General features: G+C 55.2%; 20 protein-coding genes. 8 read left to right on the forward strand and 12 right to left on the reverse strand.

All coding sequences use genetic code 11. From position 1 onward, the window contains the following. Positions 1-57: 57 nt before the first annotated feature. Both envZ and ompR read right to left on the reverse strand, forming a co-directional pair. On the reverse strand, positions 58-1,416 hold the full coding sequence (envZ, locus tag H7A81_RS04075) for a two-component system sensor histidine kinase EnvZ (RefSeq protein ID WP_058960579.1): 1,359 nt from the start codon (positions 1,414-1,416) through the stop codon (positions 58-60). Continuing rightward, positions 1,413-2,132, reverse strand: a complete 720-nt coding sequence (gene ompR / locus H7A81_RS04080) for a two-component system response regulator OmpR (protein ID WP_001157751.1) — start codon at positions 2,130-2,132, stop codon at positions 1,413-1,415. Before ompR ends, envZ begins: the two co-directional genes overlap by 4 nt. A 514-nt stretch (positions 2,133-2,646) precedes the next feature. Between ompR and yjbE the strand changes: the two genes are divergently transcribed. Further along, complete coding sequence (gene yjbE, locus H7A81_RS04085; RefSeq protein WP_182056804.1) at positions 2,647-2,889, forward strand: exopolysaccharide production protein YjbE; 243 nt, start codon at positions 2,647-2,649, stop codon at positions 2,887-2,889. Between the two features lie 122 nt (positions 2,890-3,011). On the opposite strand, the gene greB is transcribed toward yjbE, so the two are convergent. Next, positions 3,012-3,500, reverse strand: a complete 489-nt coding sequence (gene greB / locus H7A81_RS04090; RefSeq protein ID WP_097119380.1) for a transcription elongation factor GreB — start codon at positions 3,498-3,500, stop codon at positions 3,012-3,014. A 204-nt stretch (positions 3,501-3,704) separates the two neighbouring features. Here greB and H7A81_RS04095 point away from each other — a divergent pair, with 204 nt between their 5' ends. Both H7A81_RS04095 and H7A81_RS04100 read left to right on the forward strand, forming a co-directional pair. Beyond that, entirely contained in the window at positions 3,705-6,035 is a 2,331-nt protein-coding gene (locus H7A81_RS04095; protein WP_166936601.1) for a Tex family protein, read from the forward strand. Between the two features lie 127 nt (positions 6,036-6,162). Further along, positions 6,163-7,851 carry an alpha-amylase family glycosyl hydrolase gene (locus tag H7A81_RS04100; protein ID WP_182056806.1) on the forward strand — a complete coding sequence of 563 codons (1,689 nt, stop codon included), beginning with the start codon at positions 6,163-6,165 and terminating at the stop codon, positions 7,849-7,851. Here the strand turns inward: H7A81_RS04100 and bioH are convergent. Beyond that, on the reverse strand, positions 7,832-8,605 hold the full coding sequence (gene bioH / locus H7A81_RS04105; protein ID WP_166936590.1) for a pimeloyl-ACP methyl ester esterase BioH: 774 nt from the start codon (positions 8,603-8,605) through the stop codon (positions 7,832-7,834). The two genes, H7A81_RS04100 and bioH, sit on opposite strands and share 20 nt — an antisense overlap. Before the next feature lie 34 nt (positions 8,606-8,639). Between bioH and gntX the strand changes: the two genes are divergently transcribed. Together gntX and nfuA are read left to right on the forward strand one after the other, a co-directional pair. Next, positions 8,640-9,317: a DNA utilization protein GntX gene (gntX, locus tag H7A81_RS04110; RefSeq protein WP_166936592.1), complete on the forward strand. Its 678-nt coding sequence runs from the start codon at positions 8,640-8,642 to the stop codon at positions 9,315-9,317. A gap of 58 nt (positions 9,318-9,375) precedes the next feature. Continuing rightward, positions 9,376-9,951: a Fe-S biogenesis protein NfuA gene (nfuA, locus tag H7A81_RS04115; RefSeq protein WP_034819678.1), complete on the forward strand. Its 576-nt coding sequence runs from the start codon at positions 9,376-9,378 to the stop codon at positions 9,949-9,951. 37 nt (positions 9,952-9,988) lie between these two features. Here the strand turns inward: nfuA and malQ are convergent, their stop codons facing one another. The 5 genes from malQ to glpE all read right to left on the reverse strand — a co-directional run bounded on the left by malQ (position 9,989) and on the right by glpE (position 16,702). Next, positions 9,989-12,034: a 4-alpha-glucanotransferase gene (malQ, locus tag H7A81_RS04120; RefSeq protein ID WP_182056807.1), complete on the reverse strand. Its 2,046-nt coding sequence runs from the start codon at positions 12,032-12,034 to the stop codon at positions 9,989-9,991. A gap of 91 nt (positions 12,035-12,125) precedes the next feature. Beyond that, positions 12,126-14,531: a maltodextrin phosphorylase gene (gene malP, locus H7A81_RS04125; RefSeq protein ID WP_182056809.1), complete on the reverse strand. Its 2,406-nt coding sequence runs from the start codon at positions 14,529-14,531 to the stop codon at positions 12,126-12,128. A gap of 187 nt (positions 14,532-14,718) precedes the next feature. Then, positions 14,719-15,477: a DeoR/GlpR family transcriptional regulator gene (locus H7A81_RS04130; RefSeq protein ID WP_034819687.1), complete on the reverse strand. Its 759-nt coding sequence runs from the start codon at positions 15,475-15,477 to the stop codon at positions 14,719-14,721. A gap of 41 nt (positions 15,478-15,518) precedes the next feature. Then, entirely contained in the window at positions 15,519-16,343 is an 825-nt protein-coding gene (glpG, locus tag H7A81_RS04135; RefSeq protein ID WP_182056811.1) for a rhomboid family intramembrane serine protease GlpG, read from the reverse strand. 32 nt (positions 16,344-16,375) lie between these two features. Further along, on the reverse strand, positions 16,376-16,702 hold the full coding sequence (gene glpE, locus H7A81_RS04140) for a thiosulfate sulfurtransferase GlpE (protein WP_034819693.1): 327 nt from the start codon (positions 16,700-16,702) through the stop codon (positions 16,376-16,378). 228 nt (positions 16,703-16,930) lie between these two features. On the opposite strand from glpE, the gene glpD reads away from it, so the two are divergent. Beyond that, positions 16,931-18,439 carry a glycerol-3-phosphate dehydrogenase gene (glpD, locus tag H7A81_RS04145; protein ID WP_034819696.1) on the forward strand — a complete coding sequence of 503 codons (1,509 nt, stop codon included), beginning with the start codon at positions 16,931-16,933 and terminating at the stop codon, positions 18,437-18,439. Between the two features lie 99 nt (positions 18,440-18,538). On the opposite strand, the gene iolE is transcribed toward glpD, so the two are convergent. The 3 genes from iolE to iolD all read right to left on the reverse strand — a co-directional run bounded on the left by iolE (position 18,539) and on the right by iolD (position 22,579). Next, positions 18,539-19,435 carry a myo-inosose-2 dehydratase gene (gene iolE, locus H7A81_RS04150; protein ID WP_034819699.1) on the reverse strand — a complete coding sequence of 299 codons (897 nt, stop codon included), beginning with the start codon at positions 19,433-19,435 and terminating at the stop codon, positions 18,539-18,541. Between the two features lie 46 nt (positions 19,436-19,481). Then, entirely contained in the window at positions 19,482-20,495 is a 1,014-nt protein-coding gene (locus H7A81_RS04155) for a Gfo/Idh/MocA family protein (RefSeq protein ID WP_182056813.1), read from the reverse strand. 149 nt (positions 20,496-20,644) lie between these two features. Then, the gene (gene iolD, locus H7A81_RS04160) at positions 20,645-22,579 is read right to left on the reverse strand and encodes a 3D-(3,5/4)-trihydroxycyclohexane-1,2-dione acylhydrolase (decyclizing) (RefSeq protein WP_034819705.1); all 1,935 of its coding nucleotides are present in this window, start codon (positions 22,577-22,579) and stop codon (positions 20,645-20,647) included. 547 nt (positions 22,580-23,126) lie between these two features. Between iolD and iolC the strand changes: the two genes are divergently transcribed. Further along, positions 23,127-25,040, forward strand: a complete 1,914-nt coding sequence (iolC, locus tag H7A81_RS04165) for a 5-dehydro-2-deoxygluconokinase (protein WP_182056815.1) — start codon at positions 23,127-23,129, stop codon at positions 25,038-25,040. Between the two features lie 208 nt (positions 25,041-25,248). After that, on the forward strand, positions 25,249-26,094 hold the full coding sequence (locus tag H7A81_RS04170) for a MurR/RpiR family transcriptional regulator (RefSeq protein ID WP_034819711.1): 846 nt from the start codon (positions 25,249-25,251) through the stop codon (positions 26,092-26,094). Positions 26,095-26,119 lie beyond the last annotated feature (25 nt).

Here is a 26,119-nt window from a genome sequence, read left to right on the forward strand (position 1 = left end):
AGTCGCGGATGCCTGCAGGCGAAACAGTCATCGCTCCACATTTATCTGAGCGAAGCGTTAACTATGATGCGTGCTGACTAATGCCGTACCGTTATTCTCCGGTATCGGCAACCACGCGCGAATGCGCAATCCGCCATGCTCGCTCTCACCGATCTCCAGCGAGCCTTCATGCGCGTCGATAATACGCTGCACAATCGCCAACCCTAAGCCGGTGCCGCTGGTGCTGCGTGCGCTATCGCCACGTACAAAAGGCTGGAACAGATGCTGAAGCTGATCGGGCTTAATACCCGGACCATCATCTTCCACCTGGAACCAGGCGCGATTCAGTTCCTGACCGCTGCTGACTTTGATCCAGCCGTTACCATAACGCGCGGCATTCACCACCAGATTCGCCACGGCACGCTTAATTGACAGCGGGTTGATATCCAGCATCAACTCTTCCGGCATCACCGCATTCTCGATCTCACGCTCATAGCCGCTTTCCGCCGCCACCACTTCGCCTAACACGCTGTTGAGATCGGCGCGTTCGGTCTGCATCTCCTGCCCTGTACGCAGATAGTCGATGAACTGCTCGATGATGGCGTTGCACTCTTCGATATCTTTATTGATCGACTCGGCCAGATAGCCATCCTGTTCACTCATCATCTCGGTGGCGAGACGAATGCGTGTTAAAGGGGTGCGCAAATCATGACTGACACCCGCCATCAGCAGCGTACGGTCATCGGCAAGCTGTTTGACGCCCGCCGCCATCTGGTTAAAGGCTCGCGTTACGGAACGCACTTCCGATGCGCCATACTCACGCAGCGGAGGAGGAATGATGCCTTTACCGACCTGAAGCGCTGCATGCTCCAGGTCGACCAGGGGTCGGTTCTGAATGCGGATAAACAGCCAGGCACCGCCGATCGCCAGCAACATAATCGCCAGGGTGTAGCGGAACAGTGGCGAGAAATCGCCCTGATGGATTTCAGTCAACGGCACACGCACCCAGATGTCTGGCGACAACCAGGTTTTCAGCCAGACCACGGGGGAATTCTTGTTAACCTCGACACGGACATCGGTCGGGCCACCCAGCTGTTGCGCCATCTGCTCGCTAAGGAATTCGTAATGCTGTGCCCAGCGCAGGCCACTCTCTTCTGCCGCTGCGTTGGTGTACAACGAAATACCCAGTTCACGATAAATTTCACGCCGGAAGGCAGGTGGCACTTCCAGTTGCGTGCCATCTTCCAGCTGCAGTCGATCGGTCATCAACATACGCACTTCGTAAGCGAGGACTTTATTGAACTGCTGCAAACTTGGAAGAATGGCGAAATTCAACACCACCAGATAGGTCGTTACCAGGCTGACGAACAGCAAGGTAACGATCAATAACAGGGTGCGGGCAAACGAACTGCGAGGAGAGAAGCGCAATCGCCTCATGCTTTACTGCCGTCCGGAACGAAGACGTAGCCAAGACCCCAAACGGTCTGGATGTAGCGAGGATGCGCCGGATCTTCTTCTACCATGCGGCGCAGACGGGAAATCTGCACGTCGATAGAACGTTCCATTGCACTGTATTCACGACCACGCGCCAGGTTCATCAGCTTATCGCGTGATAACGGTTCGCGCGGATGGCTCACCAGTGCTTTCAGCACTGCAAACTCACCGCTGGTCAGCGGCATTGGCTCATCTTCACGGAACATTTCACGCGTGCCGAGGTTCAGTTTGAACTTACCGAAGGCGATAACCGCTTCTTCCTGTGAAGGCGCACCTGGCAATTCATTGGCCTGACGGCGCAGCACGGCACGAATACGGGCCAGCAGTTCACGTGGGTTAAACGGCTTCGGAATGTAATCATCAGCGCCGATTTCCAGCCCAACGATACGATCCACTTCTTCGCCTTTTGCCGTCACCATAATGATCGGCATCGGGTTGCTCTGGCTGCGCAAACGGCGGCAAATGGACAAGCCATCTTCGCCTGGCAACATCAGATCCAGCACCATTAAATGGAATGATTCACGAGTTAGCAGACGATCCATCTGCTCGGCGTTGGCGACACTGCGCACCTGAAAGCCCTGCTCGGTGAGATAGCGTTCGAGCAGTGCGCGCAAACGCATATCATCATCGACGACCAGAATTTTGTAGTTCTCTTGCATTGTTCAACTCCCAAAGGCGCCATTGCCTGAGTCAATATTGTGTAAAAAAGATGCCTGCATGTGACAGTTATTAATGGTTTATATTCTAGCCGAAATTGTTACAAAGCATATTAAACAGCAGCTTATATTTAATTTAAGCCCTGAAATGCGCGTTGTCTCCCGCTTTTTATCGGGGCTTTCCAGCCGCTTAGCGCTAATCCGAAAATTTACGCGGTTTTCTTTTCGAAAATGGATCACCGGGCCAAAGACCGCTCGTTATCACAGCATTTGGGGCCATTTGGCTTAAGTCGGCAGGCCAGAATCGTTCGATGGGCGACCATTCTCAGCATAATATCTGGCTCTTTTCGTTTTCAGTGCCCATCTGCTCTCGGAACAATACGCATCTCGCGCCAGATAAGGCCAGTGTTAAATAAAGTCTGATTAATCAGACACTAATCAGCACTTTCTTCCCGCACAACGATCTCAGAAACTGCAAGGGTTCCTGCTGATATTGCGCATCTTTGGAGAGAAAAAAATGAAAAAAACTGCGGTCTTGCTGAGTGTACTGGTGCTGGTCAGCCTTTCTCAGGCTCATGCGGCCACCAGCGCGGGTGAAGCGGCGGGAGCCGAGGCCTCCACTACCGCCAAAGGCAATTCAGACGCGATTGGTGTGGGTGCCGTGGGTGCACTGTTAGGGGTGGCACTGGCAACCATGGGCGGCGGTGACAAAGGCACCAGCAGCACATCGACCACCACCGCGACCACGCCAGGCAAATAATCCAAATCTTTCAGGCGCGGCAATGCTGCGGCGCTTTCCCTTTTACGCCAGCCCATTTCGCCACCGGAGAATAAGTTGCACCCAAGGCTTTTTTACCCAAGCCATTATTCTCCGCCTCTTTTTTACTCTGGGTTCTTCACATACTCGATGCAGTTAACAAACCAGACTTTCTGTCCTTCCGGCGTATTCACCACGACTTCGTCATCCACCTCTTTCTTGATCAGCGCACGGGCCATCGGTGAATCAATGGAGATGTAATCCTTAACCGCATCGCCATAGATTTCATCCGGCCCCACAATGCGGAATCGCTTTGCATCACCCTGTTCATTTTCCACCTCAACCCAGGCACCAAAGAACACCTTTCCTTCCTGTTGCGGCGCATAATCGACAATTTTCAGATCGGCGAGGCATTTGCGCAGATAGCGCACACGGCGGTCTATCTGCCGTAACAGGCGCTTGTTGTAGGTGTAATCGGCGTTTTCTGAACGATCACCAAGGCTAGCCGCCCAGGAGACAATTTTTGTGATTTCCGGACGCTTCTCGTTCCACAAATGGTCGTGTTCGGCACGTAATTTGTTATAGCCTTCGCGGGTAATCAGTTGGGTTTTCATGACGTCTACTCGTGATAACAAGGTATCGTTACTGCAAAGAGGCCAACAATAAGCGACTGCTTTGCTCTCAGCAAGGTGTGCACAGCGATGTGCGCGCTGCATTCAGAAAAAGACGGATTCACCTGTCCCCGGCTGGCAATTTGCCGCCCCAATCCGTATAACTGTCCCCTGTTTTCCAACCCTGTGTAAGCATTGTTAATGATGATGAAAGATTCACTGAGCCAGATTATCGCAAGTGAGCTGAAGGCTCGCGCCGACCAGGTTGACGCCGCTGTAAGCTTGCTGGATGAAGGGAACACCGTGCCGTTTATCGCACGTTATCGTAAGGAAGTGACCGGTGGGCTGGATGATACCCAGTTGCGTCAGCTGGAGAGCCGCCTTGGCTATCTGCGTGAGCTGGAAGATCGCCGCCAGTCAATTCTGAAATCCATCGACGAGCAGGGCAAACTCACCCCAGAACTCGCCACGGCCATCAATGGCACGCTGAACAAAACTGAACTGGAAGATCTGTATCTGCCTTATAAGCAGAAACGTCGCACGCGTGGGCAGATCGCCATCGAAGCGGGCCTGGAGCCACTGGCTGAAACGCTATGGAGCGATCCTTCTCAGGAACCCGAGTCATTGGCTGCAAGCTATGTGAATGCGGATAAAGGCGTCGCCGATGTGCGCGCAGCGCTGGATGGCGCACGTTATATCCTGATGGAACGTTTTGCCGAAGACGCCACGCTGCTGGCAAAAGTGCGTGATTATCTGTGGAAAAACGCGCATCTGGTCGCTCGTGTGGTGGAAGGTAAAGAGGAAGAAGGCGCGAAATTCCGCGACTACTTCGATCACCACGAACCTCTCAGTACCGTTCCTTCTCACCGTGCGCTAGCGATGTTCCGTGGTCGCAATGAAGGCGTGCTGCAACTCTCTCTGAACGCCGATCCACAATTCGAAGAAGCGCCGCGCGAAAGCCACGGTGAAACGCTGATCGCCGATCACCTGCAACTGCGTCTGAACAATGCTCCGGCAGACAGCTGGCGTAAAGCGGTGGTGAGCTGGACCTGGCGCATCAAAGTGCTGCTGCATCTCGAAACCGAACTGATGGGCACCATTCGCGAACGCGCAGAAGATGAAGCGATTAACGTATTCGCCCGCAACCTGCACGATTTGTTGATGGCGGCTCCGGCAGGCATGCGCGCCACCATGGGCCTCGATCCGGGCCTGCGTACCGGCGTGAAAGTCGCCGTGGTGGATGCCACCGGCAAACTGGTGGCACATGACACCATCTATCCGCACACCGGGCAGGTGGCGAAAGCCGCATCGGTTGTGGCAGCACTGTGCATCCAACACCAGGTGGAGTTGGTGGCGATTGGTAACGGTACCGCTTCACGTGAAACCGAGCGTTTCTTCCTCGACGTGCAGAAGCAGTTCTCGCAGATCAACGCGCAGAAAGTGATTGTCAGTGAGGCTGGTGCATCGGTCTACTCCGCATCGGAACTGGCCGCGCTGGAATTCCCGGATCTGGATGTTTCCATTCGCGGCGCCGTCTCCATTGCGCGTCGCTTACAGGATCCGCTGGCCGAGCTGGTGAAAATCGATCCGAAATCCATCGGTGTCGGCCAGTATCAGCATGATGTGAGCCAAAGCCAACTGGCGAAGAAGCTGGATGCGGTGGTGGAAGACTGCGTAAACGCCGTCGGCGTGGATCTGAATACCGCTTCAGTCGCCTTGCTGACGCGCGTGGCAGGCTTAACCCGCATGATGGCGCAGAACATTGTCACCTGGCGTGATGAGAACGGCCGCTTCCAGAATCGCCAGCAGTTGCTGAAAGTCAGCCGTCTTGGGCCAAAAGCTTACGAGCAGTGCGCCGGCTTCCTGCGCATCAATCACGGCGATAACCCGCTGGATGCCTCCACCGTGCACCCGGAAGCTTACCCGCTGGTCGAACGTATTCTGGCCGCGACTGAACAGGCGCTAAGCGAGCTGATGGGCAATCCGGGTGGGTTGCGTGATCTCAACGCGCGCGACTTCACCGACGAGCGTTTTGGTCTGCCAACCGTCACCGACATCATGAAAGAGCTGGAAAAACCGGGGCGCGATCCGCGTCCGGAGTTCAAAACCGCACAGTTTGCCGAAGGCGTGGAAACGCTGAACGACCTGCTGCCGGGCATGATTCTGGAAGGCGCGGTCACCAACGTCACCAACTTTGGTGCTTTCGTGGATATCGGCGTGCATCAGGATGGTCTGGTGCACATCTCTTCACTGTCAGAAAAGTTCGTCGAAGATCCCCATCAGGTGGTGAAAGCGGGCGATATCGTCAAAGTGAAGGTGATGGAAGTGGATATGCAGCGTAAGCGCATCGCCCTCACCATGCGTCTTGACGAACAGCCCGGCGAGAGCAATGCGCGCGGCGGCAATAATCGCAATAGCGGCAAAGAGAATGCACGTCCCGCCGCTAACAGCAAAGGACGCGGTAAACCTGCCAATGCACCTGCAGGCAATAGCGCGATGGGTGATGCGCTGGCAGCAGCATTTGGCAAAAAACGCTAACGCCCAGCCCTGAATAACGCGCGGAGACAGCTTCGCTCCGCGCGTACACATTTGATAAATCCCCTCATCCGTCTACGCTGAAAAAATCCGTGTGAAAAAATGACCTTCCGCGTGGCCCGACGATCTGATGGACATAATCAACGCCCTACTTGATGAGATTTACGCAGGCCGCTTCCCCGTCGCCGCACGTGAGCGTCTGCTTTCCCACATTCGTGCAGCGCGAGATACCGCTAAACTGCCACGTAAAGCCCACTGGGATGAAAAGGATGTGGTGCTGATTAGCTATGCGGATCAGTTCCGTGAATCCGATCAGCCCACGCTCGCCAGCTTCTCGCGCTTCTATCAGCAGCATCTGCAATCCACTTTCAGCCTGGTGCATCTGCTGCCGTTCTTTCCCTACTCCTCCGACGATGGCTTCTCCGTGATTGATTATCACCAGGTGAATCCTCTCTGTGGCGAGTGGCAGCATATCGCAGCGCTGCACAGTGAAACCCGGCTGATGTTCGATTTTGTCTGCAACCATATGTCGGCGCACAGCCAATGGTTTCGCCACTTTCTGGCGCAGGATCCCGGCTGGGACGACTTCTTTATTAGCATGCCGCCGGCCACCGATCTCAGCGCCGTGACGCGTCCCCGCACCTCGCCGTTGCTCACGCCCTTTGAGATGGCTGATGGTGAGACACGCTTTATCTGGACCACCTTCAGCGCCGATCAAATCGACCTTAACTTTGCCACTCCTGAAGTGCTGATTCGCATGGTCGACGTATTGCTGGATTACCTGAACAAAGGCGCCGATTACGTTCGCCTTGATGCAGTGGGATATATGTGGAAGACGCCGGGTACAAATTGTATTCACCTGCCCAAGACCCACCAGCTGGTGAAGCTGTTTCGCGCCATCGCTAACGAAGTCGCACCGGGCACGGTGATCGTCACGGAAACCAATGTGCCGCACAAGGACAACATCAGCTATTTTGGTAACGGGCACGACGAAGCGCAGATGGTGTATCAGTTTTCACTCCCGCCGCTGGTGCTCCATGCCATTCATTCAGGGTCCGCACGCGCGCTGCGTCAATGGGCCAGCACGCTGGGCACCGGTAACGGCACTACCACGTTCTTCAACTTCCTTGCCTCGCACGATGGCATTGGCCTCAATCCTGCGCGCGGTATTTTGTCTGAAGTGGAGATCGTAGCACTGGTGCGAGATTTGGCGCTGGAAGGGGCGCTGGTGTCTTATAAAAACAATCCCGATGGCACCACCAGCCCTTACGAAATTAACGTCACCTATTTCGATGCTCTCAACCAGCAGAATGATGACGATGACACGCGTCTGCGCCGATTCCTGCTGGCACACGCCATTCTGCTCGCCTTTCCGGGCGTGCCGGCGATCTATATCCAAAGCATTCTGGGATCGCGCAACGACAATGAAGGCGTGCGCGCGGCAGGACACAACCGCGCCATCAATCGCCAGAAATACAGTTTGCGTGAAATGGAACAGTGGATCAGTGGCGATGACCCGTTGCGTCAGCAGGTGTATGAACGACTCAGCGCATTGATCCAGCTGCGCACCCGCCAGAGTGCGTTCCACCCGGATAATGCGATGACGCTGCTGGAGAGTGAAAATACCGTGCTGATGTTGCGACGACATGCGCCAGGCAGTGATGACGGGCTCTTGTGCGTGTTTAATCTCAGCAGCCGGGAAGTCACCACGCATCTGCCACAGACGCGACATTTTCAGGATGTGATCAGCGGCGAGAAGATCGACGGCAGCCAGCCGATGACACTGGCTGCGTGGCAATTTATGTGGCTGCGTGGATAAACTGCTGCACTTGCTGACAAAACGCATCAGGATGAGAGATAAAGGGAGCGTGGGCGGCCTTCTCCATCACAACCGATGGCGACGCCGGCCAGCGCGCATCGAGCTCCGCCGCAATGCGACGCGGCACCAGGCCGTCGAGTGATCCATAGATACGCATAAACGGCAGCGCAAGATTATCCAGCGCCGTACGCAGATCGTCCTGTCGCAAAATCTCCAACCCACCCTCCAGCACCGCGACCGAAGGCATTGGCTGCGATAGCACCACATCTTTGAGCTGACGTGCATCCTGGCGCGCATTTTCCGTACCCATGGTTTGCAAGGCCAGGAAACGTTCTACGGTGCGCTGGAAATCATTGCTCAGCTGTTGCTGGAAGCTCTCCAGCGTCTCAGGCTTGATGCCCGGCCAATCCTCGTGCGCGGTAAAACAGGGCGACGACGCCACGCTAATCAGCGCGGTGACACGTTCAGGCTGCGTCAGTGCAATCTGGCTGGCAACCAGTCCCCCCAGCGACCAACCGAGCAACACTGCACGCTCAGGAAGTTGTGGAAGCAGTTGTTGAGCCATGTCGGCTAAGGTCAGTGCACCAAATCCCTGGCTGCGGCCAAAGCCAGGCAGATCCACCAGGTGCAGACGAAAATGCGGGCTGAGTCGTGGAACAATGTTCTGCCACACTTCGGCATTCAATCCCCAGCCGTGCAGCAGCACAAGATCGCGATCGCCTGTGCCTGTGGTGTGCCAGTAAAGCGAACTCATCGGTTACACTCCCGAAAAGTGAAAAGAGGCCGCTATGCTATCAATCCCTGCCCTGTGTTGGCTATGCCGCCTGCCATTACAGATTGCCAGACACGGGCTATGCAGCCGCTGTGTGCAACAAATCCCGGCGCTGCCCGCGATCTGCCCCTGCTGTGCGCTGCCGGCCAGCGGCACCCGATGGTGCGGCCGCTGTCTGCGTCGTCCACCGCCGTGGCACAGCCTGACTTGCGTGAGTGATTACCTGCCGCCGCTGAGTGATTGGGTCATCCAGCTGAAATTTTCTCGGGCAACCGCACTCAGAGTGATGCTGGCACGACTCCTTTTGTTAAAATTGTTAAACAGTCGCCGCGATAACCTTACGCCGCGCATCGATTTGGTGTTGAGTGTGCCGTTACATCGGCGTCGTGCCTGGCAGCGTGGCTATAATCAGGCTGAGCTGCTGGCAAAACCGCTGGCACACTGGCTAGGTTGTGAATATCGTGCGGGGGTGCGCCGCAGACGGCGGGGGTTGGTCCAGCATGCGTTGCGCGCTTCGGCACGGAAAAAGAATCTGCGCGGGGCCTTTTCCCTTGAAATGCCGGTGCGCGGACGCCATATCCTGCTCATCGACGATGTAGTTACCACCGGAAGCACGGTGGCAGAAATCAGCCGCATTTTGCTGGCGCAAGGCGCGGCCAGCGTGCATATTGGCTGCCTGTGTCGTACCTTGTAGAGCGTCGGCGTTGGGCGTATTATAACCAAGTAATTTAGTCAACTATTGAGCAATCGCCATGATCGTTATTACTGATGCTGCGCAAGAGCACTTCTCAAAATTGCTGTCAAAACAAGAAGATGGCACACAAATTCGCGTATTCGTCATTAATCCGGGTACGCCAACCGCGGAATGCGGTGTTTCTTACTGCCCACCCGATGCAGTAGAAGCCACTGATACTGAAATGAAGTTCGAAAAGCTGTCAGCCTATGTTGATGAGCTGAGCGCGCCTTATCTGGAAGATGCTGAGATCGATTTTGTCACCGATAACCTCGGTTCCCAGCTGACGCTGAAAGCGCCAAACGCCAAGATGCGTAAAGTGTCTGATGATGCGCCAATGGTTGAGCGCGTGGAGTATCTGCTGCAAGCGCAGATCAACCCACAGCTGGCGGGTCACGGTGGTCGTGTATCCCTGATGGAAATCACCGATGACGGTTACGCGATTCTGCAGTTTGGCGGCGGCTGTAACGGCTGTTCAATGATCGACGTCACGCTGAAAGATGGCATCGAGAAAGAGTTGCTGGCGGCCTTCCCTGAGCTGAAAGGTGTGCGTGACCTCACTGAACACCAGCGCGGCGAGCACTCTTACTATTGATTTTCTTGCGGCAGCGCACCCGCGCTGCCGCAGATTTCTACCTCGCTTTGCGTCCGTCATTCACCGCTTTCAGAACTTGCTTCACGGCTTTGTCGGCAAACATCTCTTCCAGCGTGACATATAACTTGCGCCGCCAGTTGGGATACTCATCCACTGTGCCAGGCACGTTGACCGGCATCGTCATGCCGAGCCAATCTTCCGGCTGCAATCCCAGTAATGCGCTTTCCGTAAGGGCCAGGTAACGGTGCATCGCCACATTGATCGCCGGCGTCAGCGGTTGTTTCAACGCAGGTTGACGACTGCGAGCAGGCATGGCCCCCGCCTGCTGTAAGGCGTCCAGCAAAGCCTGCTTTTGTGCTGTGCGCTGTTGTTGCAGGGAGTGCAGCACGCTATCGCGATACATGCCGAGCTTTTCACCCAATGCCAAATCTTCCGACTGCCAGAATCCGCTCAATGTGGGTAAATCATGAGTACTGGCACTGGCAATCGACTGTCGAGGATAAGCCGAAGGCTGGCGGTAGCGGCCATCGCGCTCCTGTTCGAAGAACAGCACTTTCCACGAGAAAATGCCGTGGCTGCGCATCATGCGAACGATGATCGGCGGCACAATGCCCAAATCCTCGCCGATCACCATGCAGCGATGGCGCTGACTTTCCAGCGCCAGAATCGCCATCAAATCGTCCACCGGATATGACACATAGGCGCCTTTGTCTGCTGTCTCGCCATACGGAATCCACCACAGCCGCAATAACGCCATCACGTGATCGATACGCAACGCGCCACAATCACGCATATTGGCGCGCAATAAATCGATAAAAGGCTGATAGCCGCGCGCGCGCATCTCATGCGGATCAAGCGGCGGCAACGCCCAGTTTTGCCCCAATGGCCCCAGGCGATCCGGCGGTGCCCCCACCGAAGCCCCCAGCTTATACAACTGCGGGTCCTGCCAGGTTTCTGCGCTGTGCTGCGCCACACCGACCGCCAAATCCCGGTACAATCCCACCGTCATGCCGAGCTGCTGGCTACGCTGCCAGCAGGCGGCAAATTGCTGCTGCGCCAGCCACTGCAACCAACACCAGAATTGAATCTCGTCCTCATGTGCAGCACACCACTGCTGCACCTCGGGCTGATGGGCATTGCGCCAGGTTTCCGGCCATGACGCCCAACCCCACTCCTTCTCCTGCTGAGCGCTGCGTTCTGCCAGAATGCCGTCAAACGCCGCCTGATAGCGCAGATGATCGCCGCCCTCGGCGACAAATTGCAGGAATTCCTGCTCAGGCTGATAATGCTGCCAGGACAGGCGTAGCGCGGTGATTTTCAACTCAGCCACCGCTCGATAATCGACATAGTCAGTGGCGCGCGCGGCTTGCACAGCCTTGCGCGTTTTGGCGAGTTTCCACCAGCGCTGTGCTTCAGCGCTTTGAGCGAATGCCGCCACCTGATTAACGTCGATATACAGCATATTCAGCCAGCGACGCGAGGTGGGGCTATAAGGGCTGGCGTGGTCAGGCTGCGCAGGATAAAGCGCATGTAGCGGGTTGAGGCCAACAAAATCGCCTCCGTGAGCGGCGATCTGCTCCAGCATTTGCGCAAGATCGCCAAAATCACCGATCCCCCAATTACTCTCGGATCGCAGCGTATAAAGCTGTACCAGCGCTCCCCAGCGTTTTTCGCCTTGTGCTAGCGGTTCGGATAAATAGCAGCGACGCGGCGCGATGATGATGCGCGAGTGCCACTGCTGACGCCCTTGCCGTAGGGTCAAACGGTGATAACCCTGCGGCAGACGCGGCGGCAACGCGAAGGCTTCCCCCGCCTGTAGCGTGCCGCTGTAAGTTTTGCCGTGTTCGGTTTCAAACTGCCAGCTAAACTCGCCTTTGCCCTGCGGGCAACACTGACGCGGACGGCGCGGAGTGAAAACCAGCACCGGTGGCAGTGGTGGCGTTTTACCTTCCGGCGTATTCATCACCGCCAGCAGTGCACGTTTGGTGTCGTCGCTAATGCGCACCCGCTCACCGTTCGCATTGGTAAAATCTACCGCAATACCCGCTTCCTGCGCGGCCTGATCCAGTTTGCTGAACGTCATCACGTCTCCTTGGGTGCAGTGCGCATCAATACGTATCCGACGAAAACCTTATCGAAACCATGTCGAGCGGCCATCAATAGCGAGCTGGAAATCAGCGTGCGGCCTGCCAGATACGCTGCTGGTAATCGCGAATCGAACGATCGGAACTGAATCGCCCGGTGCGCGCGGTGTTGAGAATCGCCGCTTTAGTCCAGGCTTCCGGGTTCTTCCACAAGGCTTCAACCTGTTGCTGCGCGTCGAGATAAGCGTTGAAATCGGCCAGCACCAGCCAGGGATCGCCACCTTTGGTCAGGCTGGTGAGCAGCATATCGAATGCCTGCTTATCACCTTCGCTGAACTTGCCCTTCTCCAGATCTTTCAACAATCCATCCAGATACTTATTTTGCTTGCGCAGTTTTTTCGGGCTGTAACCGTTGGCTTTGAGCGCCTTAACCTCATCCACGGTATTGCCGAAGATAAAGATGTTCTTCTCGCCCACCGCTTCGGCGATTTCGACGTTCGCGCCATCCAGCGTGCCGATGGTCAGCGCACCGTTCAGCGCCAGCTTCATATTGCCGGTGCCGGACGCTTCATAACCGGCAGTCGAGATTTGCTCCGAGAGATCGGCTGCCGGAATCATCAACTCGGCGGCGGTAATGCGATAGTCAGGGATAAACACGACTTTTAACCGATCGCCGACTTTCGGGTCGTTATTGATCACCTCGGCCACTTTGTTAATGGCGTAGATGATGTTCTTTGCAAGGTAGTAGCCCGGCGCGGCCTTGGCACCGAACAGGAATACGCGCGGCACAAAGTCGGGGTTATCAGGATTGTCCCGCAGCTGACGATAGCAGTGCAGCATATGCAGCAGGCTGAGGTGCTGGCGTTTGTATTCGTGTAGCCGCTTAATCTGCACATCGAACAGTGCATCGGGATTTACATCAATGCCGGTCACGCGTTTGATGTATACGGTCAGGCGCAGCTTGTTCTGCTGCTTGATGGTGCGGAACTGCTGACGGAAAGCTTTTTTACGCGCATAGGGCGCCAGCCACTCCAGCGCATCCAGATCGTTGGCCCACTCCACCTGCAACGTTTCGTCAATCAGGTTCGACAGCAGCGGATTGCACTGCTTCAACCAGCGGCGCGGCGTGATGCCGTTGGTCACATTATGGAATTTGTTTGGCCACAGAAGGTGGTATTCCGGGAACAGATCCTTCACCACCAGCTCAGAGTGCAGCGCAGCCACGCCATTCACGGCGAAACAGCTCACCACACACAGGTTGGCCATACGCACCTGCCCGTCGGCCACCACCGCCAGCTTTTGCCATGTCGCGCTATCGCCGGGCCACCGCTTCTTGACGATTTTTTTCAGACGCTGGTTAATTTCGCGGATGATTAGCATATGGCGCGGCAGCAGATCGCGCACCAGCGACTCATCCCAACGCTCCAGCGCTTCCGGCATCAGCGTGTGATTGGTATAGGCGAAAACGCGGCTGGTGATATGCCAGGCTTCATCCCAACTCAACTGATGCTCATCCAGCAGGATACGCAGCATCTCCGGGATGGCGATGGTGGGATGCGTGTCGTTGAGCTGGATGACTTCAAAATCGGGCAAGGTGTGAATCGAGCGCCCGGCAAGATGGTGGCGGCGCAGAATATCGCCCACCGCACAGGCACACTGGAAATATTGCTGCATCAGGCGCAGGCGTTTACCTTCGGCGTGATTATCGTTGGGATACAGCACCTTGGTGAGTTTGTCAGCATCAATGCCGGGCTGTTCGGCCTGCAGGAACTTGCCATCATTGAACAGGGTGAGATCGAACGGGTGCACGCTGGTGGCTTGCCACAAACGTAACGGCAGTGTCACGCCATTGCGGTAGCCGACCACCGGCAAATCCCAGGCTTCACCTTTAAGATGAAATTTAGGTCGCCACTGTAGCGAGCCATCGCTGTTTTTCTTCACTTTGCCGCCGATGCCAACCTGCACATCCTGCGCGGCGTTATGGCGAAACCACGGATAACTGTTGCGCTGCCAGTCGTCCGGCGCCTCTTTTTGCTGGCCATCGTCAAAGGTCTGGCGGAACAAACCGTACTGATAATTAAGGCCATGTCCCATCGCGGCCTGCCCGACAGTGGCCATCGAGTCCATGTAACACGCGGCCAGGCGCCCCAATCCACCGTTGCCAAGCGCCGGATCCACCTCTTCCTCCAGCAACTCACTGAGTTCTACCTGATGCGCTGCCAGCGCTTCCTTCACCTCGTCGTACCAACCCAGATTCAGCAAGTTGTTGCCGGTCAGGCGGCCGATAAGAAACTCCATCGACAGATAGTTCACATGGCGTTGGCCTGCGCGCGGTGTGGCGGGCGGCTGCGTGGCGAGCATCTCGGTCAGCACACGGCTTAATGCCTGCCACCACTGATGCGGTGTCATTTGCTGGGCGGAGGTGAGTCCAAGGTGCTGCCATTGGCGGGTAAGTGCGGCGTCGAAACGTGTTTTATTAAATTTTTGCTGCGACATATCAATCCCTTCGAGTCCGTTAACGGTAAAGACGGGCGAGCGCATAACCAGAAAAGATAAGTAAAGCCGGGGGCGAAGAAAAAAGCGACAGGGAAATGCGGATGGAGGGAAAAAAAGTGGATTTACGCGTGGCGCGCAACCTGATGCCATTCTGCGGGCGGCATAGCAACCGCCCCGACAGGATGGATTAGCAGAGTTCGAGATGGACTTCGTGTTGCTCAATCACCTTCAGCACGCTGGCGGGCGGCGTCTGATCGGTATACATATAGTCTATCAGGCTCATATTCCCCAGGTTCACCATCGCATTACGGCCAAATTTCGAATGGTCCACCACCAACATCACGCAGCGTGAGTTTTCGATTATCGCGCGTTTGGTGCGGACTTCGTGGTAATCGAACTCCAGCAGTGAGCCATCCATATCGATGCCGCTGATGCCGAGAATGCCGTAATCGAGGCGAAACTGGGAGATGAAATCCAGCGTCGCTTCACCCATGATGCCGCCATCCCGTGTACGCACTTCGCCGCCAGCGATGATGACGCGGAAATCCGGCTTCGCCATCAGCAAAATCGCCACATTGAGGTTGTTGGTCACCACGCGCAGATTGTTGTGATTCAGCAACGCATGCGCCACCGCTTCAGGCGTGGTGCCGATATCGATAAACAGCGTGGCACCATCCGGAATCTGGCTCGCCACACGCTCGGCGATGCGCGCTTTTTCCGCTGACCACATCATTTTGCGGTCCTGCCATGCGGTGTTTTCAGAGCTGGAAGGCAGCGCCGCGCCGCCGTGATGGCGCTGGATTTTATTCTGATCGGCCAGATCGTTCAGGTCACGCCGAATGGTTTGCGGGCTCACCTCAAAGTGATCCACCAGCTCTTCCGTACTGACATATCCCTGGCGTCGCACCAAATCGATAATGGCGTCATGACGTTGCGTCTGCTTCACATCTCTCTCCTCGGCTCAGAGCCGTTTTCTTTTTATACCTGCTACCGACGAGCCACATTGCGCGTATCGACAAACGCCATGGCCAGGCCGACCAGCAAGCCGGTGACATGTGCAGCGTTAGCAATCGACAGCCCAAAAGCGCCGTACCAGCCAATAATCAGCCATACAATAGCGAAGCCCATCAGACCACGCTCCAGATAAATGCCACTTTCGGGATCGCGCTCGCCACGCAGCCAGCAATAACCCATCAGCGCATACACCACGCCCGATAGTCCGCCGAACAGCACACCGCTGAATTTGGCCTGCATCCAGCCGCTCAACAGCGCGGAAATGAGCATAATCACAAACAGCTTACCGCTGCCAATACGCTTTTCCACTGCGCCACCGAGATACCACCACCACATCAGATTGAACAGGATGTGCAGCAGTGAGAAGTGCAACAACGCATGGCTAAACCAGCGCCACACCTGGAAATACTGTGAGGAGTCAGCAGGCCACGCCAGCCAATCCAGCGCCACATCATCACCGACAATCTGCATCATGATGAACACCGCCACGCAGGCGATCATGATCGTCATGGTGAGCGGGCCTGCGCGTTCACGAATATTCGCCCAGATGTTGCTGCGTTCATAGCGCAAGCCACTTTCGGTACTGCCTGTATGCCAGCTGGCGGCCTGATAGCGCGGATGATTAGGGTCGCGTACGAACTGGGCAAGTTCGTTTTCAACCATCTCCAGCCTGCCTTCATCGTCCAGCATAATGACATAGTGGCTTTCGCGCTCAATTCGCAGCGCGACGCCGCGCGTTGCCATGTAATCCACAAACGCCTGCGCCATACGTGGGTTGTTGAACTGAGTGATGCGCATCGTGCAGGTTCTCCTTCCTTTGTGTGATCGTCTCAGACGCTACCAGTATCTACCTGCGAGGGGAACACGGCGCGCCAGGCGTCAAAACCGCCATCGATGCTATACGCGGCATTGAATCCCTGCCCTAACAGGAACTGTGCTGCACCTTTGCTGCTGTTGCCGTGATAGCACATCACCAGCACCGGCAGCTCATGATTCGCCTGCGCGATAAAGTCCGCCAGATTGTCGTTCGACAGATGTAACGAGCCTGTCGCGTGGCCCATGGCATAGCTTTGTGGGTCGCGAATGTCCACCAGTTGCGCGCCTTGTGCCAGGTGCTCGTTAGCCTGCTGAACCGAAATACATTCGAAGTTTTCCATGGTGTCTCTCATAAGGTCGTCACAATTAGCGCCTAGTTTAACCTGAGAATCCGTCGCGATAACCTGACAAAAGTTATGGCTATGGATTTTTTTTCCTGCAGGAATGTTAGCTATATCACGCAAAAATGTTTTTATTGAGTTAAGCGCTGGCATCAATGTTGGTTTCCGATTATTATTACGCTCGAAAACGAACATTTTAGAACTATTCCGAACATCGGAGGAGATGACGTGGAAACCAAAGACCTGATCGTGATCGGCGGCGGCATTAACGGAGCCGGCATTGCAGTGGACGCTGCAGGACGCGGACTGTCAGTGCTGATGCTGGAGGCGCGGGATTTGGCCTGTGCAACCTCCTCCAACAGCTCTAAATTAATCCACGGTGGCCTGCGCTACCTGGAACATTACGAATTCCGTCTGGTGGGCGAAGCGCTGGCTGAACGTGAAGTGCTGCTGAAAATGGCACCGCACATTGCCTTCCCAATGCGCTTCCGCTTGCCACATCGCCCGCATCTGCGTCCGGCGTGGATGATTCGCCTTGGCCTGTTTATGTACGACCGTCTGGGTAAACGCACCACCTTACCGGGCAGTAAAGGCCTGCGTTTTGGCGCGGAATCGGCCCTTAAGCCTGAGATCACGCGCGGATTCGAATATTCTGACTGCTGGGTGGATGATGCGCGCATGGTCGTGCTCAACGCGCAGGAAGTGGTGAAACAGGGCGGCGAAGTGCGTACCCGCACCCGCGTTAACCGTGCATGGCGCGAAGGCGGTCTCTGGATGGTGGAAGCGGAAGATATCGATACCGGCAAAATTTTCACCTGGCGCGCTAAAGGCCTGGTCAACGCCGCTGGTCCATGGGTGAAGCAACTGTTCGACGATGGTCTGAAACTGAAATCACCTTATGGCATTCGCCTGATCAAAGGCAGCCACATTGTGGTGCCGCGCGTACACCGTGAAAAGCAGGCTTATATCCTGCAGAACGAAGATAACCGTATCGTGTTTGTGATTCCGTGGATGGACGAGTTCTCTATCATCGGTACGACGGATGTGGAGTACAAAGGCGACCCGAAAGACGTGAAGATCGATGACAACGAAATCAGCTATCTGCTGAAAGTGTTTAACGGACACTTCAAACAGCAGCTGAGCAAAGATGACATCGTCTGGACTTATTCTGGTGTGCGTCCGCTGTGTGATGACGAATCGGATTCACCGCAGGCCATCACCCGTGATTACACGCTGGATGTGCATGACGACAATGGCCAGGCGCCGCTGCTGTCGGTGTTCGGCGGTAAGCTCACCACCTATCGTAAGCTGGCAGAGCACGCACTGGAGAAACTGGCGAAGTACTATCCCAACGCCGGCCCAGCCTGGACTAAATCAGCAGTACTGCCAGGCGGTGATTTCTCTGGCACCCGTGAAGATTACGCCGCAGGCTTACGTCGTCGTTATCCGTTTATCAGCGAAGGCATGGCGCGCCACTTTGCCCGTACCTACGGTAGCCGCACCGAAGAACTGCTGGCAGGCGCAAGCAGTCTGGCGGATCTGGGCGAGAACTTCGGTCACGAGTTTTATGAAGCTGAATTGCGCTACCTGGTGAAAAATGAATGGGTGCGCGAACTGGATGATGCAATCTGGCGTCGTACCAAACAAGGTATGTGGCTGACAGAAGCCGAGCAGGCACGCATTCGTGAGTGGCTGGCGGTCAACGGTCAGAAACCGGCGCTGTCGCTGGCTTCATAATCCAGGCCAAATAGAAAGGCCGTTATCCTGCAAGGGATAACGGCCTTTTTTATTGTGTCTGATGGTCAAAAGAGCGCGATAAATCGCGCATCATTGAACTTATAAGCCGGTATTCTCGCGAATATATTTACGCGCTTTCACCGCATATTCGAACGGATTGGCCAGCGCCGGATCCTGCTCCGCTTCCACCACCATCCAGCCTTTGTAGCCGTAATCGTCGAGGATTTTGAACACCGGTTTGAAATCAATCACGCCGTCGCCCGGCACGGTGAAGGTGCCTTTCTTCACGCCATCGAGGAACGACAGTGATTTTTCACGCACTTCAGCCACCACGCTGTCACGCACATCTTTCAGGTGCACGTGGAAAATACGTGGCAGATATTTGGTCAGCACATCCAGCATCGCCTGCTGTGAGCCTTCGGAGTAGTAGATGTGGCCAGTGTCATACAGCAGGCCGACATTCTGATTGGTCGATTCCATAAAGCGATCGATTTCCGCTGGGGTCTGAATGCCGGTCCCCATGTGATGGTGCAGCGTTACGCGCATGCCCTTCTTCGCCGCGATCTCAGCCAACTCGTTGTAGCCTTCCGCTGTCAGACGCCACTCTTCATCGGTGAAGATCGGCTTCTGCTCCAGCACTGCCAGCGTGGTGCCCTGAATGCTTTTACTCTGCTCAGAGCAACCAATCACGCGCGCGCCCATGGCGTGCAGGAAGTTCATGTGCTGGGTGAACTCGTCGATGGTTTTCGCCTTGTCGCCGTTGGCGAAGAAGGTGCTGAACCAGGCATTGCAGATCTGAATACCACGAATTTCCAGCATCGGCTTCAGCACTGCCGGATCTTTCGGATATTTACTGCCGACTTCACTGCCGGTAAAGCCTGCCAGCGCCATTTCACTGACGGTCTGCTGGAAGGTGTTTTCGCTGCCCAGTTCTGGCATGTCATCGTTGGTCCAGCCGATTGGCGCAATCGCCAGTTTTACATTGTCTTTGTTCATTTCAATTCCCTGATTCTGAGAGAGAAGTGTTAGCGCACAGGCTCAGTTATTTGGCGTAAAAGTCTGGACGCGCTGGCATGGTCACCGGCTCGATAGCGCCGCTGTTCTGGGCTTTATGGCAGGCATCCGCCGCAACGGAGGCAGCAAAACCATCCCAGGCGGAAGGCCCGGTCAACTTGCCCGCTGTGGCGTCATTGATGAAAGCTTGCAGCTCAACGTCGTAAGCCTCGATAAAACGGTCTTTCCAGTCAGTGAGCAGCGCATTGCCGAGACGCGCGTTTTTACGCATCTGAATAGATGAAGGCTCAGGCAGTTTGGCAATGCCCTCTTCGCCCACCACTTCACACTGAATGTCGTAGCCGTATGCGCAGTTCACGAAGATCTCGACATCAATACGAATGCCCTTCTGGGTTTCGAACAGCACGATTTGCGGATCTTTCAATTTGGCATGGCTCTTCGAGGAGGAACGCGGGAACACCACCTGCACCGATTTATAATCGTCTTCGGTCAACCAGCGCAGCACGTCCAGCTCGTGAATCAGGGTGTTGGTGATTGCCATATCGGTGGTGTAATTTTCCCCCACGCTCTGGTTGCGATGCGCACAGTGCAGCATCAGCGGCTCGCCAATTTCACCGTCAGTGATCACTTTCTTCAACGCGCGATAGCCTGAATCGTACGGACGCATAAAGCCCACCTGCACCAGGCGTTTACCGTGTTTGATTTCGGCATCAACGATGCGACGGCAGCCTTCGGCGCTCATCGCCAGCGGCTTCTCGCAGAACACGGGCTTGCCAGCAGCAATGGCGGCAAGGGTGAATTCTTCGTGGGTCGGATCCCATGATGTCACCAGAATGGCATCCACCTCCGGCGAGTTAATCACCTGATGACCATCCTGATACACCTCAGCTTCGATATTCAGACGCTGCAGCGCCGCGCGGGCCCCTTCCACGTTGATATCTGAAACCGCCACCACTTTCGCGCCCTGCAACACATTGTTGCAGCGACGAATGTGATCCTGACCAATTGCACCGGTACCAATTACACCGAGTTTGAGCGTCATAATTACACCTGTAGAGTCGGATAAGTATGCCCTTCATATTTCAAGATGCAGGTGCGTTGGCTGCTCTCGTTGGCCGCCTTCCTGACTCTCGAATTATTTGGGGGACATAGGGTTAAACAAGGCCGGCGAACGCCGGCCTAAAAAGGGTGTTAGTACTTACGTGCTTGTTCGATATGCACGTTAAGTTTGTCGGCCACTTCCTGCGTGCGTTCAGACGTTGAAGTCTGAGCCACACCAACGTGCCACCAGCTGAAATATTTGTGAATCATGGTTTTTGGCAGCACTTTGATGTCGAACAGCACTGAAACGGTCTGTTTCTGCGCGTCAATCAGTGCAGCTTCCAACTGTTCCAGCGTGGTAATGCGATAGGTTTTGCAACCGTAACCGCCCGCAATCGCCGCGAAATCGACCGGAATAAAGCCACCATCCAGCTTGCCGCCTTCCGGGTTGCGGAAACGGAACTCGGTGGTGAAGCTGTCCATGCCGTGTTCCATCTGTAGGTTGTTAATACAGCCGTTGGTCATGTTATCCAGCAGCACCACGTTGATTTTCGCGCCTTCCTGAATCGAGGTGACCAGCTCGGAGTGCAACATCATGAACGAGCCATCACCCACCATCACATAGACTTCACGCTGCGGCTGGGCCAGCTTCACGCCCAACGCGGCATTGACTTCGTAGCCCATACAGGAATAGCCGTATTCAACGTGGTACGAGTTGTAATCTTTGGTGCGCCACATGCGTTGCAGGTCGCCCGGCAGACTGCCCGCTGCCGCGACAATCACTGCATCCTTTGGGAGCTGCTCGTTTAAGGTGCCCAGCACGCTGCTCTGCGTCAGCACTGACTGCGTCAGGCGCTCAAACTCAGTAAACAGCGCTTCACGGTCAATGTGATCGGCGATTTCGGGAATAAAATCGTCGGTGTTATAAGTGGCGGCATACACACGCTGCGTCTCTTTCAGTAGCTTGCTTTGTGCCTGCTCAACCTGACCGCCCCAGTGGTTCTCAAAGCCTTTCAGTCCGCTTTCCAGTGCGGTCAACCCTTCACGCGCATCCGCTAACAGCTGCACTGCATCGAGCTTGTAGCTGTCGAAATTGCTGACGTTGATGTTGAGGTAGCTCACTTCAGGATTCTGGAAAATCCATTTCGAAGCGGTGGTGAAATCGGTGTAGCGCGTGCCGATCCCAATCACCAGGTCGGCTTCTTTCGCCAACAGGTTAGCAGCAAGACAGCCCGTTTCGCCGACGCCACCCACATTCAGCGGATGATCAGAAACAATGGTGCCTTTACCGGCCTGTGTTTCCGCAAACGGAATGTTAAAGCGTTCCGCGAATTTCAGCAGCGCGGCACCGGCATCGGAATATTTCAGACCGCCACCCACGATAATCAGCGGCTTGTGTTTACGCGCAATCAGCGACAGAGCATCTTCCAACTGAGCAGCTGTCGGCAGACGGCGATCCAGACGGTGCACACGTTTCTGGAAGAAATATTCCGGGAAGTCCCAGGCCTCACCCTGCACGTCTTGCGGCAGCGCGATAGTCACGGCACCGGTTTCTGCCGGATCGGTCAGTACACGCAGGGCGTTGATGCAGGCGGTCATCAGCTGTTCAGGACGGCTGACGCGGTCCCAGTATTTGCTCACCGCGCGGAAGGCATCGTTGGTACTGATGCTGAGATCGTGGCTCTGCTCAATCTGCTGCAGCACCGGGTCAGGCTGACGCGTGGCGAACACATCGCCCGGCAGCAGCAGTAAAGGAATGCGGTTCGCGGTCGCCGTGGCAGCTGCGGTGATCATGTTCGCCGCGCCCGGTCCCACTGAAGAGGTACAGGCAATAATCTGACGACGCAGCGACTGCTTGGCGAAACCAATCGCCGCATGCGCCATCCCCTGTTCATTACGACCCTGATGCACCACCAGATCGCCGCTGTCCTGCTCCAGCGCTTGCCCCAGTCCCAGCACGTTACCGTGGCCAAAAATGGCAAAAATGCCTTTCACAAATTTGGTTTCAACGCCGTCAACGTTCAGATACTGGTTATCAAGAAATTTCACCAGCGCCTGTGCCGTGGTAAGTCTGATTGTGCCCATATGCTTCTTCCTTTACATGCTGGTACCTGACGTGAGGTACAACGCGGTTCGGGTTTTCGCTGCCGTGACGGCACCCGCGGATAAGTGAAACGTGTGGCGATTATAAACAAATATTTTTTTCATTAAACGTAATTACAGAAGAAACATTTCATTTTGCGATGGAGATCAAATTCAGCGATGAAACGTTGCCAGCGAAGGCCGTTGCAGGGGTAAAAGTGAAATGACAAAATAGCATTTTAACAAGATAGCGAAATTTCATTTCACTTCAGTAGCTTCCTTTATTCACAGCCATTTTCCTGCGACCTGGCTCACAAGCCATAGCATCAGTGAAACCGATGCTAAACAGCATGCCGTGATAGCGCATCGTGCAGAGTTTTACCTCGGTCACAAAATCGCGATGGACGTTTCATTTCATATTGTATTTGGAATTTTTATTCCTCATACTACCACCATAGCCAATCAGGCACCTTGAGAACCCGGAAGCATAGCGCTTGATGTTGGGCGTTTTCGCCCCAGTGTCTGCTTATCACAGAAGGAAACCACAGGTATGAGTACACAACAGAAGCGGCTTGATGTGATTTGTATCGGACGCATCGCCGTCGACCTCTACGGTCAGCAAATCGGATCACGTCTGGAAGATATGACCAGCTTTAATAAATATCTGGGCGGTTCTTCCGGTAACGTGGCCTATGGAACAGCCATTCAGGGCTTGAAATCGGCCATGCTGGCGCGCGTAGGGGATGAACATAACGGCCGCTTTCTGCGAGAAGAATTGCAGCGCGTAGGTTGCAACACCGATGGGCTGATCACCGATAAAAACCGCCTGACCGGCCTGGTGATCCTCGGTATTAAAGATGAAGATACCTTCCCACTGATCTTCTACCGCGACAATTGTGCCGATATGGGCCTGGTGCCGGATGACATTAAAGAGGAATTCATCACCTCTTCTCGCGCTGTCGCGGTCACCGGTACGCATCTTTCACATCCGCAAACCCGCGCGGCAGTCCTGAAAGCGTTGGATATCGCCAAGCGAAATGGTCTGCGCACCGCACTGGATATCGATTATCGTCCGGTGCTGTGGGGGCTGACGTCACTGGGCGATGGCGAAACGCGTTTCGTTGAATCCGGTGAAGTCACGAAACAATTGCAGGAAGTGCTGCACTATTTCGATTTGGTGGTAGGAACGGAAGAAGAGTTCCACATTGCCGGCGGCAGTACGGATACGCTGACAGCACTGAAAAATGTGCGCCAGGCAAGTAAAGCCACGCTGGTCTGTAAACGTGGACCGCTGGGGTGCGTGGTGTTTGAAGGTGATATCCCGGACAGCTGGGAGCAGACAAAATTGCAAACCGGCGTTCGCGTTGAAGTCCTGAACGTGCTGGGTGCAGGCGATGCCTTTATGTCTGGCCTGCTGCGCGGCTGGCTGAATGATGAAAGCTGGGAACAGGCTTGCCGCTACGCCAACGCCTGTGGTGCGCTGGTGGTCTCACGCCATGGTTGCGCGCCAGCGATGCCAACCAAAGAAGAGCTGGACGATTTCCTCGGTCGCGACAAAGACGTAAAACGCCCGGATCTGGATGCGCGTCTCAACCATCTGCACCGCGTCACCACGCGTAAACAGCAGTGGCCAGAACTCAATGTGTTCGCCTTTGACCATCGCAAACAGCTGGCCGATATGGCCCGTGAAGCAGGCGTCAGTGAAGATAAGATCCCACAGTTGAAACTGCTGCTGTTGCAGGCGGCGCAGGAAGCGGCCAACGAAGCAGGCTTAAATGAGAAGAGTGGGATTCTGGCGGATACCACCTACGGCCAGAAAGCGCTGAACGCGATTACCGGCAAAAACTGGTGGATTGGCCGACCTATCGAACTGCCAAGCTCGCGTCCCCTGCGTCTGGAGCACGGTAACATCGGTTCGCAGCTGATCGACTGGCCGGCAGAACACGTGGTGAAATGCCTGGTGTTCTACCATCCGCATGACAGCGCCGACCTGCGTAAAGAGCAGGATGAACTGGTACTCGACGTCTGGAACGGCTGCAACAAGAGTGGGCATGAACTGCTGCTGGAACTGATTCTGCCGGAGAGCAATCCGGACCGTAATGAATCGTACTATTACGACATGCTGAGCCACTTCTATAGCCTGGGCATTCAGCCGGACTGGTGGAAACTGCCACCGCTGTCGGCGGAGAGCTGGCAGGCCATCAGCGGGTTGATCGAACAGAACGATCCCCACTGCCGCGGCATTCTGCTGCTCGGCCTCGATGCACCGGAAGAGACGCTGAAAGCCGGTTTCGCTGCTGCAGCGCAAGCGCCGTGGGTTAAAGGCTTTGCCGTCGGACGCACCATCTTCGGCCAACCGTCACGCCAATGGCTCAACGGTGAACTGGATGATAAAGCGCTGATTGAAACGGTGAAAGGTAACTATCTGCGACTGATTGGTTACTGGCGCGCGGCGCGTGGCTGATTGGCGTTAAAGCAGTGCAAAAGCGGCTCGCAAGGGCCGCTTTTTTTATGGGCATCATCACTGCCGCTAATCACTTCTTTTTGTGAGGCATTTCATAAACCGATGAAATAAGCGTCACGATAGCGTCAAACAAATGAAATTTTCCATCCATCTGGTACTATAGCGCTCATTATCCAGCCATATTTTCATTTTTTGACGGGCCGAAGTCATGACCAACAATCCAACCCAATTAACCTTGTTACAGGACGATATCCGTCGTCGCTATGAGACGCTGAGTAAACGCCTGAAGCAGGTGGCTCGTTATATCCTTGATAACAGCAACAGCATTGCATTCGATACCGTGGCTTCCATCGCGCAACAGGCCGATGTGCCGCCCTCCACGCTGATCCGCTTTGCCAACGCCTTTGGTTTCAGCGGTTTCAACGAAATGAAACAGGTTTTCCGTCAGCACCTGATGGAAGAAACCGTGAACTACACCGAGCGTGCTCGTCTGTTCCGCCAGACTGCCACTGATGACAGCGCCAGCTCGCCTGAAAGCCCGGTAGAAATCCTCAACGTCTTTACTATGGTGAACAGCCAGGCATTGCAGCAGTTAGCGATGCAGGTCAATCCGGACCAGTTGAATAAAGCGGTCAAGATGCTGGATGAAGCGGAGAATATCTACATCATTGGCCTGCGTCGCTCCTTCAGCGTTGCGTCCTATCTGGTGTATGCGCTGCGCCATCTGGAGCGTCGTGCATTCCTGATCGACGGCCTCGGCGGCATGTTTACCGAGCAGTTGAGCATGGTGAATCCCAAAGATGTGGTGATTGCCATTAGCTACTCGCCATATGCGCGTGAAGCGGTTGAGCTGGTTGAGTTGGGTGCCAAGCGCGGCGCACATCTGATTGCTATTACCGACAGCCAGGTGAGCCCGCTGGCCGCCTTCAGCGATGTGTGCTTTGTGGTGCGCGAAGCGCAGGTGGATGGCTTCCGTTCGCAGGTGGCCTCCCTCTGCCTGGCGCAGACGCTGGCGGTTTCATTAGCGCTCAATAATACCGGCACCGGCGAATAACTTCGCCAGATGTTGTACATCAAAA

Origin of the sequence: Pantoea sp. ME81 (assembly GCF_903970985.1) — a bacterium.
In the GTDB taxonomy this organism is placed as follows: domain Bacteria; phylum Pseudomonadota; class Gammaproteobacteria; order Enterobacterales; family Enterobacteriaceae; genus Pantoea; species Pantoea communis.

Excerpts from the sequence above, each read along its gene's own strand:
- envZ (WP_058960579.1), bottom strand. The coding sequence starts at position 1,416 with ATGAGGCGATTGCGCTTCTCTCCTCGCAGTTCGTTTGCCCGCACCCTG.
- ompR (WP_001157751.1), bottom strand. The coding sequence starts at position 2,132 with ATGCAAGAGAACTACAAAATTCTGGTCGTCGATGATGATATGCGTTTG.
- yjbE (WP_182056804.1), top strand. The coding sequence starts at position 2,647 with ATGAAAAAAACTGCGGTCTTGCTGAGTGTACTGGTGCTGGTCAGCCTT.
- greB (WP_097119380.1), bottom strand. The coding sequence starts at position 3,500 with ATGAAAACCCAACTGATTACCCGCGAAGGCTATAACAAATTACGTGCC.
- H7A81_RS04095 (WP_166936601.1), top strand. The coding sequence starts at position 3,705 with ATGAAAGATTCACTGAGCCAGATTATCGCAAGTGAGCTGAAGGCTCGC.
- H7A81_RS04100 (WP_182056806.1), top strand. The coding sequence starts at position 6,163 with ATGGACATAATCAACGCCCTACTTGATGAGATTTACGCAGGCCGCTTC.
- bioH (WP_166936590.1), bottom strand. The coding sequence starts at position 8,605 with ATGAGTTCGCTTTACTGGCACACCACAGGCACAGGCGATCGCGATCTT.
- gntX (WP_166936592.1), top strand. The coding sequence starts at position 8,640 with ATGCTATCAATCCCTGCCCTGTGTTGGCTATGCCGCCTGCCATTACAG.
- nfuA (WP_034819678.1), top strand. The coding sequence starts at position 9,376 with ATGATCGTTATTACTGATGCTGCGCAAGAGCACTTCTCAAAATTGCTG.
- malQ (WP_182056807.1), bottom strand. The coding sequence starts at position 12,034 with ATGACGTTCAGCAAACTGGATCAGGCCGCGCAGGAAGCGGGTATTGCG.
- malP (WP_182056809.1), bottom strand. The coding sequence starts at position 14,531 with ATGTCGCAGCAAAAATTTAATAAAACACGTTTCGACGCCGCACTTACC.
- glpG (WP_182056811.1), bottom strand. The coding sequence starts at position 16,343 with ATGCGCATCACTCAGTTCAACAACCCACGTATGGCGCAGGCGTTTGTG.
- glpE (WP_034819693.1), bottom strand. The coding sequence starts at position 16,702 with ATGGAAAACTTCGAATGTATTTCGGTTCAGCAGGCTAACGAGCACCTG.
- iolE (WP_034819699.1), bottom strand. The coding sequence starts at position 19,435 with ATGAACAAAGACAATGTAAAACTGGCGATTGCGCCAATCGGCTGGACC.
- H7A81_RS04155 (WP_182056813.1), bottom strand. The coding sequence starts at position 20,495 with ATGACGCTCAAACTCGGTGTAATTGGTACCGGTGCAATTGGTCAGGAT.
- iolD (WP_034819705.1), bottom strand. The coding sequence starts at position 22,579 with ATGGGCACAATCAGACTTACCACGGCACAGGCGCTGGTGAAATTTCTT.
- iolC (WP_182056815.1), top strand. The coding sequence starts at position 23,127 with ATGAGTACACAACAGAAGCGGCTTGATGTGATTTGTATCGGACGCATC.
- H7A81_RS04170 (WP_034819711.1), top strand. The coding sequence starts at position 25,249 with ATGACCAACAATCCAACCCAATTAACCTTGTTACAGGACGATATCCGT.